At 70.2% G+C, this 13,797-nt stretch carries 12 protein-coding genes and 1 pseudogene; 6 read left to right on the forward strand and 7 right to left on the reverse strand.

Going from position 1 to position 13,797, the window contains the following annotated elements; all coding sequences use genetic code 11:
- The first annotated feature begins 32 nt into the window (after window positions 1-32).
- Window positions 33-1,262: a lipopolysaccharide biosynthesis protein gene (locus tag LX14_RS08970; RefSeq protein ID WP_253646871.1), complete on the forward strand. Its 1,230-nt coding sequence runs from the start codon at window positions 33-35 to the stop codon at window positions 1,260-1,262.
- Here the strand turns inward: LX14_RS08970 and LX14_RS08975 are convergent.
- Complete coding sequence (locus LX14_RS08975; protein ID WP_253646872.1) at window positions 1,249-2,109, reverse strand: helix-turn-helix transcriptional regulator; 861 nt, start codon at window positions 2,107-2,109, stop codon at window positions 1,249-1,251. The two genes, LX14_RS08970 and LX14_RS08975, sit on opposite strands and share 14 nt — an antisense overlap.
- A gap of 135 nt (window positions 2,110-2,244) precedes the next feature.
- Here LX14_RS08975 and LX14_RS08980 point away from each other — a divergent pair, with 135 nt between their 5' ends.
- Genes LX14_RS08980 through LX14_RS08995 form a run of 4 tightly spaced genes read left to right on the forward strand, consistent with a single transcriptional unit; the run spans window position 2,245 to window position 5,326 of the window.
- A complete protein-coding gene (locus LX14_RS08980; RefSeq protein ID WP_253646873.1) occupies window positions 2,245-2,988 on the forward strand; it encodes an SDR family oxidoreductase in 744 nt (247 codons plus the stop codon).
- Between the two features lie 52 nt (window positions 2,989-3,040).
- Window positions 3,041-3,559, forward strand: a complete 519-nt coding sequence (locus tag LX14_RS08985; RefSeq protein WP_253646874.1) for an Rv2253 family sensor-like surface protein — start codon at window positions 3,041-3,043, stop codon at window positions 3,557-3,559.
- Window positions 3,560-3,605: 46 nt separating this feature from the next.
- Window positions 3,606-4,601 (forward strand): LLM class F420-dependent oxidoreductase, encoded by a 996-nt coding sequence (locus LX14_RS08990; RefSeq protein WP_253646875.1) that lies wholly within the window; start codon window positions 3,606-3,608, stop codon window positions 4,599-4,601.
- Window positions 4,602-4,615: 14 nt separating this feature from the next.
- The gene (locus tag LX14_RS08995; protein ID WP_253646876.1) at window positions 4,616-5,326 is read left to right on the forward strand and encodes a M24 family metallopeptidase; all 711 of its coding nucleotides are present in this window, start codon (window positions 4,616-4,618) and stop codon (window positions 5,324-5,326) included.
- Between the two features lie 86 nt (window positions 5,327-5,412).
- Here the strand turns inward: LX14_RS08995 and LX14_RS09000 are convergent, their stop codons facing one another.
- The 6 genes from LX14_RS09000 to pgfA all read right to left on the reverse strand — a co-directional run bounded on the left by LX14_RS09000 (window position 5,413) and on the right by pgfA (window position 12,593).
- Window positions 5,413-6,108, reverse strand: a complete 696-nt coding sequence (locus LX14_RS09000) for a hypothetical protein (protein ID WP_253646877.1) — start codon at window positions 6,106-6,108, stop codon at window positions 5,413-5,415.
- A gap of 193 nt (window positions 6,109-6,301) precedes the next feature.
- A complete protein-coding gene (locus LX14_RS09005; RefSeq protein WP_253646878.1) occupies window positions 6,302-7,522 on the reverse strand; it encodes an NAD(P)/FAD-dependent oxidoreductase in 1,221 nt (406 codons plus the stop codon).
- Window positions 7,515-7,976: an SRPBCC family protein gene (locus tag LX14_RS09010; RefSeq protein WP_253646879.1), complete on the reverse strand. Its 462-nt coding sequence runs from the start codon at window positions 7,974-7,976 to the stop codon at window positions 7,515-7,517. The genes LX14_RS09005 and LX14_RS09010 overlap by 8 nt, the downstream gene beginning before the upstream one ends.
- A 126-nt stretch (window positions 7,977-8,102) precedes the next feature.
- Window positions 8,103-8,705, reverse strand: a complete 603-nt coding sequence (locus LX14_RS09015) for a TetR/AcrR family transcriptional regulator (RefSeq protein ID WP_253646880.1) — start codon at window positions 8,703-8,705, stop codon at window positions 8,103-8,105.
- Entirely contained in the window at window positions 8,702-10,921 is a 2,220-nt protein-coding gene (locus LX14_RS09020) for an MMPL family transporter (protein ID WP_253646881.1), read from the reverse strand. The genes LX14_RS09015 and LX14_RS09020 overlap by 4 nt, the downstream gene beginning before the upstream one ends.
- A 187-nt stretch (window positions 10,922-11,108) precedes the next feature.
- A complete protein-coding gene (gene pgfA / locus LX14_RS09025) occupies window positions 11,109-12,593 on the reverse strand; it encodes a cell envelope lipid trafficking protein PgfA (protein WP_253646882.1) in 1,485 nt (494 codons plus the stop codon).
- 206 nt (window positions 12,594-12,799) lie between these two features.
- Between pgfA and LX14_RS09030 the strand changes: the two are divergent.
- Window positions 12,800-13,747 (forward strand): annotated as a pseudogene (locus LX14_RS09030) (acyltransferase family protein); the annotation flags it as partial.
- Between the last annotated feature and the right edge of the window lie 50 nt (window positions 13,748-13,797).

The raw sequence follows: 13,797 nt of genomic DNA on the forward strand, positions 1-13,797 counted from the left end.
CGACCCTAGCGCGACCTGGGAGACTCGACGCCGTGACCACCTGGCTTCGACGACGCCCCCGTGCGGCGGCGGCGTCGGGGTCGCTGGCCTCGTCGGTCGGACAGGTGGCCGTCGGGTCGATGGTCGCGAACGTCTGCGCCTATTTCGTGCACCTGCCCGCGTCGCGGTGGCTCTCACCCGACCAGTACGGGGAGTTCGCCGTCCTGCTGCAGGCGACGCTGGTGCTCGGTGTCCCCGCGCTCGCCGTCCAGGCGGTCACCGCGCGCGAGGTGGTGGCCGGCAGGTCCACGCGGTCGCTGGTGCGGCTCGGTGGGATCACCGCCGTCGCCGTGGCGGTGATCGCTGCGATCGCGGTGGTCCCGTTCATGACCATCGCGCACACGGGTCTGCCCGCGACCGCCGCCGCCTTCACAGTCGCGCCGCTGTTGGTGATCATCTCGGTGGGGCAGGGGATCCTGCAGGGCCACCAGCATTTCCGGGCGCTCGCCTGGGTGATCGGGCTCGTCGGCGTCGCGCGAACCGTGCCGCCGCTGATCGCCCTCGCGCTCGGCGGCCAGGCCTCGTCGGCGTTGCTGGCCACCATGATCGGTGCTGTCGCCGCCGTTGGGCTCGTCGTGTCCCAGGTGCGGTCGCTGGTCACCCACACCGACGACGCCGGGCTGCCCCGACTGTCCGCGCGATCGGTGATGCACGCCTCGCAGGTGCAGCTGGTGCTGGTCACCGCGACCTCGATCGACCTGCTGCTGAGTCGGGTGGTCCTCAGCGAGAACGACTCCGGCGTCTACGCGCTCGGCACCGTCGCCGCGAAGGTCGCCTACTGGCTCCCCCAGGCGGTGGGTCTGGTCGTCTTCCCGCGCCTCGCCGACGCGCAACGGTCCGCGGCCGCGCTGCGGGGCGCGGTCCTCGTGCTGCTCGGCCTGTCGGCGGTGACCTCGATCGGTGCCGCCGTGGGCGGCCCGCTGGTCCCGATCGTCATCGGCACCGACTACCGGCCCGTCGCGGGCCTGTTGTGGTTGTTCGCGATCGCCGGCGGGGCCATGGCGGTCCTGCAGGTCGCGCTGCTCGCCGCGATCGCCCGCAACCGGACCCGCGTCGCGACCATCCCGTGGGTGGTGCTGGCCGTCGAGGTCGTCGTGATCCTCGCCGCGGCGCACTCCGTCCTGAGCCTCGCGACGATCGCCGCGGCCTGCGCGGTCGTGTCCGCTGCGGCGACCGTCGCGGTGACGATGCGGCTGACGCCGCACCCGGTCACACCGGACTGACCGCCGCGAGCATCGCGAGCTTCTCGTGGCTCTCGCTGCCCGGCGTCGCGGTGTACACCAGCAACGACAGGCCCTGGTCGGGATCGGTCAGCGTCTGGCAGTCGACCTCCACCACCCCCAGCTCGGGGTGGTCGATCCGCTTGCTCGTGGTGTCCAGCGCGACGTCGACGTCGTGGCGTTCCCACACCGCGCGGAACTCCGCCGACTCCGCCAGCAGGGCGCGGCTGATCTCCGCCGCGCGCGAGGAGTCACCCTCGACGGCGACCGCCCGGCGCAGTCGCGCGGTGTGGGCGCGGGTGTGGTGGTCGTGGTCGGCCGCGGGCACCCGGCCGCGCGCACCGGGGACGGCGAACCACCGGTAGACGACGCTGCGCGCGAGTCCGGAGTGTCGCGTCTCGTCGCCGAGCAGGGCTGTCGCGGGACGGGTCTGCACCAGGGTCTCGCCGGCGCTGGTCACCACCATCGCCGGGGTGTCGCCGAGGCGGTCGAGGATCCGGAGCAGGCCGGGTGGTACGTGGTCACCCCGCGAGAGACGCTGCGGCGCGGTGTGACCGGCGAGCGCGAAGAGGTGGTCACGCTCGGCCAGCGACAGGTGCAGCGCGCGGGCGAGGGCGGTCAGCATCTGATCCGACGGCTGCGGCCCGCGCTGCTGCTCGAGTCGCGACAGGTAGTCGGTCGACATGCCGGCCAGCATCGCGACCTCCTCCCGGCGCAGCCCGGGCGTGCGGCGCCGCTCACCCCGCGGCAACCCGACGTCCTCGGGTTGCAGGGCCTCTCGCCTGCGGGTCAGGAACTCGGCCAGTCCTGCGCGGTCCACCGCCACCTCCGGTCGTCTCGTGGTCGTCACCAGAATGTCCGCGCCTGCGCCGCGTATCCAGGGACCGACGGTCCCCCGATCGACTGTGCCTTCCTCAGCGTCACCGCCGACGGTCGACTGGTGTCACCGCCGGGACATCGGAGCCCGGCACCAGAGGAGGACATCATGGACATGACCGGACGCACCATCGTCATCCCCGGCGCCACGTCGGGCATCGGCCGTGCACTCGCCGTCGCGCTGCACCAGGCGGGCAACACCGTCATCGCGGGCGGTCGACGGCGCGGGTTGCTCGACGAGCTCGCCGCCGAGCACCCCGGCATCGAGGCCGTCGTCGTCGACGTCGCCGACCCCGCCTCGATCGCGGCGGCCACCGCCGACGTCCTGGACCGGTTCCCGCAGACCGACACCCTGATCACGATGGCCGGCTTCGCGGAGCCGGAGGACCTCACCACGAGCGGCTTCGTCGACACGGCGGAGCGGATCGTCACCACGAACATCCTCGGCACCGTGCGACTCGTCGGCGCGTTCACCGAGCACCTCGCGCAGATGGGCTCGGGCACGATCGTCACCGTGTCGTCGGGACTGGCGTTCACGCCGCTCGCGCCGATGCCGACCTACTCGGCGACCAAGGCGTTCGTGCACGCCTTCACCGACTCCCTCCGGATCCAGCTGCGCGACTCCGGCGTCCGTGTACGCGAACTGGTGCCGCCGGCCGTCCAGACCGAGATCTTCGCCGGCCAGTCGAGCGCGGAGTGGGCGATGCCACTCGACGCGTTCGTCGCCGAGGTGATGGACCTCCTCGGCAAGGACGACGACGAGATCGTCGTCGACGACGCCCGCGCGTTGCGGGACTCCGAGGTCGCCGGCAACCGTGCGGCACTCATGGATCAGCTGGCCCACCTCATCTGAGGACGACCCGGACACACTGGACATCCAGGACGGGAGCGCGTCTACTGCACTCATGCGGACGACGATCGTGATCGTGCTGGGACTGCTCGTCGCCGCGGTGGCCGGGACGGGGCCCGCGAGCGCGGCTCAACCCGCCTGGAACGGTGACTGGTCGCTGAAGCGGTTCGCGGCGACGAAGTCCGGGACCAGCCTCGCCGCCACACAGCACGAGCCCGACTTCTCCGATGTCTACCGGTTCCAGACGGTGTGCGTCGGCGAGACGTGCACCGCCACGGTCATCTCGGGTCCTGCGCCGGCGAACGCGACCCTCCCGCAGCCCGCCCGCTACACCTTCGACGGGACCAGCTGGGTCCACGTCTACGACTGGCAGTGGGACTGCTACATGGGTCCCGGCAAGCCCAAGGTGTACGCGCCGGCGCACTCGGTCGCGTACTACACACCGCAGCCGGGCGGGACGTTCGCCGGGTCGTGGCGGACCGACATCGCGTCGGGACCCTGCGCCGGATCGGTCGTCATGCGCGTCGAGGCGTACCCCGTCGCGACCCCGAGAGTCAGCCCGTTCGGGAGCTGATCCGACTCCCGGTCACGCCGGGGCCCACGGGCCTAGTGTGGATCGGGTGAGCATCCGCCTCGGTTACCAGATCCCCAACTTCACCTACCCCGGTTCGGCCGCGGACATCGTCCCGACCGTCATCGCCCAGGCCCGCGAGGCCGAGAGCAGCGGGTTCGACACCGTTCTCGTGATGGACCACTTCTACCAACTCCCCGGGATTGGTGCCCCCGAGGAGCCGATGCTCGAGGCGTACACACTCCTCGGCGCGCTCGCCTCGGCGACGCAGAGCATCCAGCTCTCGACGTTGGTCACCGGCAACACCTATCGGAACCCGGCGATGCTGGCGAAGACGGTGACGACGCTGGACCTGGTCAGCAACGGGCGCGCGGTGCTGGCTCTCGGCGCCGGGTGGTACGAGCTCGAGCACCAGCAGATGGGCTACGAGTTCGGCACCTTCACCGAGCGTTTCGAACGTCTCGAGGAGGCGTTGGGCATCATCGAACCGATGCTCCGCGGAGGACATCCCGAGCTCGACGGCAAGTGGTACCAGGCGCACGGCACGCTGAACGAGCCGCGCATCCGTGACGACCTGCCGATCATGCTCGGCGGTGGTGGCGAGAAGAAGACCTTCGGTCTCGCCGCCCGCCACGCCGACCACCTCAACATCATCTGCGGCGACGACGAGATCCCCCGCAAGCTCGAGGCACTCGCCGCCCGCTGCGACGAGGCCGGACGTGATCGCGCGTCGCTGGAGACCAGCTACCTCGCGTTCGTCATCATCGACGAGAACGGCGACACCGCACGGGATCTGCAGAAGCAGTTCCTCCGCAAGACGGGCGTCGACCTCGACAGCCTCGACGAGGCCGGACGGTCCGCGGCGACGGCACGCCACTTCTGTGGTACACCCGACGACGTCGCCGAGCAGGTGCAGCGCCGCATCCTCGACCCGAAGGTCGACGGCCACGGCATCGACGGTGTGTTGGTCAACTGCATCACCAACGGTCACGTGCCCGGGATCGTCGAGCTGACCGCGAAGACGCTTGCCCCGCTGGTGAAGTGACGGACCCCGCGGGCGTGGCGGTCGAGACCGACGAGGAGGTCCGTGCGCAGCAGCTCATCGCGGCCGAGGCCCGAGCCGTCGAGCTGTTCGACGCCGTCGTCGCCCGCGGGATCCTCCGGCCGGGGGTGTCCGAGAGGGCCGCGAGCGACACCGTCCGCGACCTCGCGGCGGACATGTTCGACGTGGATCGTTTCTGGCACAAGCGGATCGTCCGTGCCGGTCCGAACACACTGCACCCGTACAGCGAGAACCCCCCGGACCGTGACATCGCGGAGGACGACATCGTCTTCCTCGATCTCGGGCCGGTGCTCGAACAGTGGGAGGCCGACCTCGGTCGTACCTATGTCGTCGGCGACGATGCGCGCAAGCATGCGCTGGCCGCGTCGGTGCAGACCGTGTGGGACGGCGCGCGTGACCATTTCGCCGCCACCGAGGACATCACCGGCGAGCAGCTGTACGACCATGTGTGCCGACTCGCGGCCGACGCGGGATGGGAGTTCGGCGGGAGCATCGCCGGGCATCTCGTCGGGCAGTTCCCGCACAAGCACATCTCGGGCAGTGAGGTCGGCAGTTACATCGCGCCCGGTTCGCGGGAACCGATGCGACGCCGAGACCGCGCGGGCCTGACGTGCCACTGGATCCTCGAGGTCCATCTGGTCGACCGCGACGTGGGTATCGGCGGGTTCTTCGAGCAGCTCCTCGACATCGGACCGAACGCGCGATGACCGACCTCTGACCACGACAACGGCCGCCGGGTCCTGCCCGGCGGCCGTCGTCGTGGTGCGTCACTGCCGGCTCAGGCCGGCGCACATCACTTGGTGTTGATGGTGATCTTCGCGATGCCCACCAGCAGACCGGCCTTGACCGCATCGGTGTTGAAGGTCTGGTTCAGCAGGCCCGCGGCCGTCGGCGAGATGAGCACACGGGTGCCCTCGAGCACCGCGGTGCCGTCGGGGTTGCTCTGCAGCGGCTTCAGGGTGCTGCCGTCGAGATCGAACACGACCGCCTGTGGCGCAGCGACCTTCCCGTCGACGCTGACGTCGGCCATGAGCTTCGAGGTGCCCGGGTCGATGGTCAGGTTGGTGATGTCGACGGTCTTGCCGCCACCGGTGAGGGAGAACCCTGCGCCCTGGTGGTCGATGATGCCCTGCACGTACGGCTGGATGGAGCCGGGCTTGTAGTAGGTGACGTTGCCGCCGGTGATCGGGAACACGAGCGACCCGTTCTCGAGCTTGGCCCCTCCCACGACACCCGGGGTCAGCTTCAGGGTGGTGAGCGCACCGGTGAAGCCGGAGTCCAGGGCGACAGCGGTGTCACGCCCGGTGAGGGTGGGAACCGTGGCGAGCGGGGCCGGGGTGCTCTGCGCAGCCGACGACTCCGGGGCGGACGCCGACGACGACGTCGACGAGCCCGACGACGAGTCGTCGCTGGAGCAGGCGGCTGCGGGGAGGATGGCGACAGCGGCGATCGCTGCGCCGATGACAGCCTTGCGGTACGAGATCTTCATGAGAGGTGTTCCTGTCGTTGATGTCTCGCGACGTGGACGCCGCGGATCGTGGTCTCGACGCCGTGCGCTCGAGCACGATGACGTCATCGGGTCTTCGTCGCCGACGACGGTCCGGACGGGTCCTGCGCGATTCCCGCTTATGGGAACGCTCACAGAGGGCCGAGGAGGGTGTCGACCGAGGCGAGAGGCGAGGTCAGGCCAGGCCGCGCAGGATGAGACGCCAGTAGATCTGCGGCAGGGCATAGCGGTCGAACGCCCAGATGAGCAGTCGGGGTCTCAGCGGTGAGAGGAACGCCGGCAGCGACGTCGTCAGCGCGCGTGTGCGGTCGAACTCGCCGAGGATGGCCCGGTGACGGCTCAGGGTGACCGGGGCGACGGTGTACCCGTCGTACCTCTGTGGCGACTCGCCGCGCCGAGCGGCGCGGATGTTGTGCGCGCACACCGGGGCCTGTTTGCGCAGCGCCCCACCGGAGGGGTCGGTGCCGAGGTCCGCACAGTCCCCGAGCGACCACACCCGTGGGAACCGGTTGTGCGCGAACGTCTCCGGGTCCACGTCGACGAGACCCGCGTGGTCGGACGCGAGACCGGCGTCGGCGATCTGTGTGCCGGCGCGATACGGCGGGACGAGGTGCAGCAGGTCGTAGTCGAGGGAGTCCTGCGTGCCGGTCGACGTCCGGGCGGTGATGCGGCGGGCGTCGGGATCGAGCCCGACGACGGCCGTGTCGTACCGGACGCGGACGCCGCGGTCGTCGAGAGCCCGTCGGATGGTGCGGTCGAGATCGTCGACACCGGTGAGCGTCGGACGGTCGACGAGCAGCGTCGTCCACACCGAGGCGTGGTGGTCGCGCCACTGGTCGAGCGCGAGGAAGAGGGGCTTGAGCGTCGTCGCCGAACAGCTCACCGGTGGACGGGGGAGGGTGAACACGGCGTGGCCGCCGGTGCGTCCGAGCGTGCGGATGCCGGTCCAGGTCCGCGTGGCCGCGTCCAGGTAGTTGCTCACCACACCGGGCGTGGTCAGCGCCGCGGTGACGCCGGGCAGCTCATCGTGATCGGGGACGAGGCCCGTGGCGACGACGAGGTCGCGGCAGCGCACCCGCCGACCGTCGTCGCACACCACGGTGTGCTCGTCGTCGCCGGTACCGGGGACGATCTCGACGACCGATCGCCGGATCCACGTGACCCCCGACGGTGTCACCGCGGCCTGGGACCGCTGGGCGACGGCGATCGACGCCTCACCTCCGCCGACGTACGACAGCAGCGGGCGGTAGGTGTGCGTCCTCGACGGCTCGACGATCGCGACGTCGCTGATCCCCCGCCGTCGGAGGTGGGCGGCGACGGCGATCCCGGCGTTGCCACCGCCGAGGATCACCACGTCGTGGCGGGCCGCGGACGGCGTGCGTGCCGCGTCAGCCACCGTGTGCCGCGGGCAACGCGTCCAGGACCTCGACGAGCTTCTTCTCGGTGTCGTTGCCGAGCTTCTCGAAGAGGACCTTCACCACCGGTGAGGCCAGCTTCGCTGCACCGCTGAGCTCGACGTCGTTGTGGTAGGTGACGGTGCTCCCGGCCCCGCCGTCCTGGGTGACGTCGGCGACGGTGATCGTCTCGGTGGACGTGGCGGTCTCGTTGCGACCCACGAGGACGATGCGACTGTCCGTCAGTTCGGTGAGCGTGTAGGTCAGCTCCGTGCTGACGCCCGCGATCTGCGACTCGTTGTGCCACGACGACCCCACGCGCACGGGTCCGTCGTCGTTGCGCGTGCACCGCTGGGTCCCGGGATCCCACTGCTCGGCGTGGGAGAAGTCGGCGAGGTACTCGACGACGGACGATCGGGGTGCGGTGGTGGAGAAGGTGCGTTCGACTGACGGCATGGGGACGGCTCCGGCTCTGTGTCGGCGATGGTGGACGTCGGTGGACGACATCTCCTGCGACGAGGCCGGGGGCTGTAGCGCCGTCCCCTCCACGTCTACCAGCCCGCCGCGATCAGTGCGTCGCACTCACAACGGGATCCCGCGCTCCAACAGGTCCAGGACGTCCATGACGGCCTGCAGCGCGACGTCGGGTTCGGGGTCGTCCTCGGGGTCCACCACCTGGTTGATGGCACCGGTCACCGCGCCGAGGAACACGCGGACCCCGAAGTCGTCGAGAGGCCGCCCCAGGTACTCGGCGAGAACACGCGTGCCCTCCCCGATCCGGCGTTCGAACAGGTCCTGCTGCGCCGCCTTGAGCACCGGGTCGGCGCGGATCAGTCGTGCCCGGTCCGGGTTGCCGGCCCACTCGTCGCCCGCGGACCACTCGAAGAGGTTGCGGACCTCCCAGCGCACGAGGTCGAACGCGGACATCCCGGCGGGCGCGCCGACGAACATCGGCGGTCGGTCCTCGAGGAGGTCGTCGGTGATGATGACGTCCTCCTTCGACGGGAAGTAGCGGAAGAACGTCGTCGGCGAGACCTCCGCCTCCGCGGCGATCTGTTCCACCGTCGTCGCGGCGAACCCCTGCTCGAGGCAGAGCCGCAGGGCAGCCGCCCGGATGGCGGCGCGGGTGCGCCGCTTGTTGCGTTCCCGCAAGCCACCCGGGCGGTCCTGCCCCGCGACGGTCACCGGGCGGACCCCACTGCCTCCGCCGTCGTCCGCGCCGAGGCGTCCGGCACACCGCGATCGATCACCTTGGTCCCCTCGATGTCGAAGTCGATGACGAAGCGGTCCAGCCACTTCGGCAGCGACCACGCCCGGTCACCCAGCAGCGCGATACACGCGGGCACCACCATCATGCGGATGACAAAGGCGTCGAACAGGACCGCGGCGGCCAGGGTGAACCCGATCATCTTCGACGTCGTGTCCGGCGCGAGCATGAACGCGGCGAACACACTGATCATGATGATCGCGGCAGATGTCACCACGCGTGCGCCATGCCGGTAGCCGGCGATGATCGCCTCCTTCGTGGTGAGCCCGTGGACGAACTCCTCGCGCATCCGTGTCACCAGGAACACCTGGTAGTCCATCGCGAGGCCGAACACCACGCCGATCCCGAAGATCGGCAGGAACGACAGGATCTCGCGTGGGTGGCTGACGAGGCCGAAGGTCCCCTCCTGGAAGATCGCGACCGTCAGCCCGAAGGTCGCGGCGACCGAGAACAGGAAGCCGACGGTGGCCAGCAGCGGCACCCACAGTGATCGGAAGACGCCGATCATCACCAGGAACGCCAGGCCCACCACCACGATCAGATAGGGGATCAGCGCCGAGTTCAGCTTGGCCGACAGGTCCGAGGTGATGGCCGTCTGACCGCCGACGTGCAGTTCAGCGCCGGCCTTCTCGACGGTGGGGCCGAAGTCCCGGATGTTCTCCATCAACGTGTGCGTCGCCTCGGCGGCGGGTGCGCTGGTGGGGGTCACCGTGATCAGGGCGGTGTCACCGGCCTGGTTCGGGATCGACTGCAGCGCACGAGCGTTCGCGACGTCACCGAGGGTCTTGATGTGGTCGACGGTCTGCTGCGCGATCGCCGCGACCGGCTTGCCGTCCTCGGAGTGCACCACCGCCAGCAACGGGCCGTTGATGCCCTGACCGAAACCGCGCTGCAGCAACGACTGTGCCGCGGCCTCGTCGTCGTTGCTCAACGACAGGCCCAGTTCCATCTTGGTGGCCGGGATCGCGGCGATCGCCAACACCGCGAGACCGACGATGATGAACGGCAGCGGGCGCTTGACCACCATCTTCCCGAACCGCACGCCGAGCGGGTTCGAGTCGGGCGTGGCCTCGGCGTGCTTGATCCACGGGATCCGCGGGGTGAACGCGAAGCGTCGGACCGCACCGAGCAGCGCGGGGATCAGGGTGAGTGCGCCGAGCACGGCGACGCCGACGGCGATCGCTGCGCCCGAACCCATCTGGGTGATCAGCGGGATACCGATGACGGTGAGCGCGACGACGGCGATGGCGACGGTCAGGCCGGCGAACACGACCGCCGAGCCGGCGGTGCCGACCGCACGCCCCGCGGCATCGGCGGCATCACCGCCCTTGCGGAGCTCCGTCCGGTACCGCGAGACGATGAAGAGTGCGTAGTCGATGGAGACCGCGATGCCGAGCATCGTGACGATGGCCGTGGCGGTCTGGTTGATGGACAGGAACTCCGCGCCCAGCGTCACCAGCATGATGGTCAGACCGACGCCGACGAGACCGGTGATCAGCGGGATGAACGAGGCGACCAGCGCGCCGAACGCGACGATCATGACGACGAACGCGACCGCGAAGCCGATGGCCTCGGCCTTGCCCGGCGGCTCCTGGGCCTGCATCAACGAACCGGTGGCCTCGACCTCCAGACCGCCGCCGCGGTTCTCGGACAGGACCGACGTCAACTTCTCCTTGTCGGCGACCTTGAGGTCGGTGACCTCGATCGCCTGACGCACCTGGATCAGACCGACGCGGCCGTTGTCGCCGAGCACCTGCGCGGCCAGTTGTGGACGTGCCTGTGCCGCCGCGACCGGGTTCACGATCGCAGCGGAGTCGGTGAGCTCGGGCAACCCCTTCAGGTCCGCCACCAACTTGTCGATCTGCGCGGTGTGCTTCGCCAGCCCGTCGGGTGCGGCGACGAGGACGCTCGTCGACGCCTGCATCTGCTGCTTCTGCACCTCGGGGAAGTACTTCTCGACCTGCGACGTCGCCGTCCCCGAGTCGGTGCCGGGGAGGCTGAAGTCCTTGGCGAAGGTCGGCTTGAGCACGCCGACGAGGGACGCGACGACCACGAGGGCCAACACCCACGCCGCGATGACCGGCCACCGGTGTCGGTAGCAGAACCGACCCACCCGGAAGAGAAGGGACGCCATGAGGAGGCCTTTCGCGAGAGAAGACGAGATGCGCCACCATCTGACGCTCGCTGCCTAGTGTTAGTGACTACCACTTTGCGGTCAAGCGGGAGCCGGCGTCTGTGAGCGACGACACCGGACCCGGAGAAGACACCGCCGCCCGCGACCTGAGGTCGCGGGCGGCGGGGTTCGGGGGTGACGCCGGGTGTCAGCCGTTCGGGCGGCGCCACGGGTCGTCGGGGCGGGTCTCGGAGTCACCGGGGCCCTCGGGATCCCGACGGGCGTCGGGACCGTCCGGCGACGACCACCCGACACGACCGCTGTCGTCGGAGACACGGGGGAACTGCTGCGTCGCGTCGTCGTCGGAGGGTCCACTGCCCGCCGCGAAGCCACCGCCGGCACCTCGGTCACCGTCCTTGCGGAGGTTCGGTCGCACCTCGGTGGGCGCGTCGGCGTCGCGGAAGTCGTCGTGACCCCGCGCGTCCCGGGTGTCGTCGTCGGGCGTGGCGACCGGGTAGTACGGGTCGTCACCGGCGACCACCGCGGCGGGCGTCCGCGGGCCGCGGAGCAGCAGGATGATCCCGGCGATGAGCGCGAGCGCCCCGACGATGCCGAAGGCGATCGGCAGCCAACGGCCGTACAGCTTGATCGGCGACGACAGGTCCTTCGCCGCGGACGCACGCTGCTGCTGGGACTGCTGGTCGTAGGCGAACGTCACGTCGAGGTTGGTCAGGCGGTACTGCCGCAGTGCCTGCGGCGCATCACCGCTGACCCCGGAGATCTTGTAGTACTCCTGGATCCGCTCACGGTCGTTGACGATGGTCCCGCTGTCGGGCTCCACGTACAGGTCGCGCGTGGTGGTCCGGTAGAGGTCCGCGGGCAGCTTCTGACGGTTGTCGATCCCCGGGAACCCGCCGTACCAGGACGCGTTCTGCGACAGCTGGGTACCGGCGGGGGTGGAGTCGTTGGCGTCGCGCAGCTGCGCCAGGTTGGCCTCGGGGACCGTCTGGCTGAAGTGCAGGACCTTCACGCCGGCGATCTCGGTCGAGTCGACGTACTTGAGCGGGCTCGTGGTCCGCGACGCGAGGTCGAAGTAGATGTAGCGCTTCGACGACGACGAGTCGAACGGGAACTTGTACTGCAGCCCACGACGATCCGGGATCGACACGGACTTCGACGACGAGTCGAGCTGGACCTCGGAGCTGCCACCGCCGGACAGGGCGGCCGCACCGCTGGTGCGGTTGGTCGTCACACGGTCGACGGTCGCCGTCAGCAGCGCGCCGAGGCAGCCGCCGCCGGAGGTGGAATCGGCACTGGGGGTGACGGTCTCGCCGGAGATCTGCACCTGGTTGATGCGGGTCGAGGTACCGGCCTGGAAGGTGACCTTGTCGGCGCCGGCGGGCTTGACCGCCACGACTCGCTGCTGGCGGGTCAGCGCCGCGGCCGACACCTCCGGCTTCGACGCGGTCAGAGAGCAGCGGTTCAGGATCTTCGCCGGGAGCGCGTCGCTGCTGGAGTCACCGTCGGTGCGTTGGGAGGTGGACACCGTCGTGTAGTCGGTGTCCATGGGGGTCTTCTGCAGCTGCCCGACCAGATAGAAGGGCATGGCGATCGCCGCCACGATGAGCAGCGCGCCGAGGAAGATCAGGACCGGACCCAACAGGTCACGGGCCGACATCCGGCCTGTCGCCATGGCAGAAGCTCCTTCGAGGTCGTCGTCTCGCCATCTCTGGCAGGCGCAGTGCTCCGCCCTTGCGAGCGAGACTAACAGTCACCCCAGTCCGATTCGCGGTCCTCCGACCCCGATCGGCCGCAGGTCGCAGGCGGGTAGCGTCGTCGCCGATGCCCGCCCCGACCTCGCCGTTCCGCCCGCCGCGGTTCATCCCGGCCCTCGAGGGGATGCGTGCGCTCGCCGCCCTCGGGGTGCTCACCACCCACGTGGCCTTCCAGACGCGGTCGGTCGACGGCTCGGTCACCGGGGCGGTCTGGGGCCGGCTCGATCTCGCGGTGGCGCTCTTCTTCTCCCTCTCCGGCTTCCTGCTCTGGCGGCCGCACGCCGCGGCGGCCCGGGGTGGACCGCCGGCGCCGCCGGTCGGCCGATATCTGCGGCATCGCGCGGTCCGCATCCTGCCCGCGTACCTGGTCGTGGTGCTCGTCGTGCTCAGCGTGGTGCCCGCGGCCCGCGGTGCCGGACCCGTCACGTGGCTCGCCAACCTGTCGCTCCTGCAGGTCTACGTCCCCTATTCGTTGGTGTCGGGGTTGACGCAGATGTGGAGCCTCGCGGTCGAGGTCTCGTTCTATGCGGTGCTGCCGCTGCTCGCCTGGGCGATCGGCCGGCTCCGCGGCCCGCGGGCCCACCTGCGGATCCCGGTGATGGTCGGCGTCGCGGTGGTCAGTCTGGGTTGGGCATTCGTCGCCACCCGGCTGCCCCTCGCCGACGGCGTCTCGGCGACCCTGTGGTTGCCGGGGTACCTGCCGTGGTTCGTGGCCGGGACCGCACTCGCCGAGGTGGCGGCCTCCGACACCGACGGCCGTCTCCGACGGTGGTCGTCGCGTCGCGTCCCCATGGGTGTCCTCGCGGTGGGGATGTACGCGCTGGCGTGCACGCCGATCGCCGGCCCGTCGGGACTGGCCGCCGTCTCCGACGGGGAGTTCGCGACGAAGACGGTCATCGGCGCGGTGCTCGGGTGGGCGTTGCTCGCACCCCTCGTCCTGTCGCCGGCGCCGCATCGGTTCCTGGCGTCGACGGCCATGCAGACGCTGGGTCGGTGGTCCTATGCGATCTTCATCTGGCACCTCGCGGTGCTGGCGGTGGTGTTCCCGGTGTTCGGGTTCGCCGTCTTCGGCGGCGCGATGTGGGCGGTGTGGATCGTGACGGTGCTGGTCACCATCGGCGT

The organism is Williamsia deligens, assembly GCF_024171765.1.
In the GTDB taxonomy this organism is placed as follows: domain Bacteria; phylum Actinomycetota; class Actinomycetes; order Mycobacteriales; family Mycobacteriaceae; genus Williamsia_A; species Williamsia_A deligens.

Bases quoted from the DNA above. Each gene is read 5' to 3' on its own strand.
- LX14_RS09020 (WP_253646881.1), bottom strand. From the start codon at position 10,921: ATGGCGTCCCTTCTCTTCCGGGTGGGTCGGTTCTGCTACCGACACCGG.
- LX14_RS09010 (WP_253646879.1), bottom strand. From the start codon at position 7,976: ATGCCGTCAGTCGAACGCACCTTCTCCACCACCGCACCCCGATCGTCC.
- LX14_RS08985 (WP_253646874.1), top strand. From the start codon at position 3,041: ATGCGGACGACGATCGTGATCGTGCTGGGACTGCTCGTCGCCGCGGTG.
- LX14_RS08980 (WP_253646873.1), top strand. From the start codon at position 2,245: ATGGACATGACCGGACGCACCATCGTCATCCCCGGCGCCACGTCGGGC.
- LX14_RS09000 (WP_253646877.1), bottom strand. From the start codon at position 6,108: ATGAAGATCTCGTACCGCAAGGCTGTCATCGGCGCAGCGATCGCCGCT.
- pgfA (WP_253646882.1), bottom strand. From the start codon at position 12,593: ATGGCGACAGGCCGGATGTCGGCCCGTGACCTGTTGGGTCCGGTCCTG.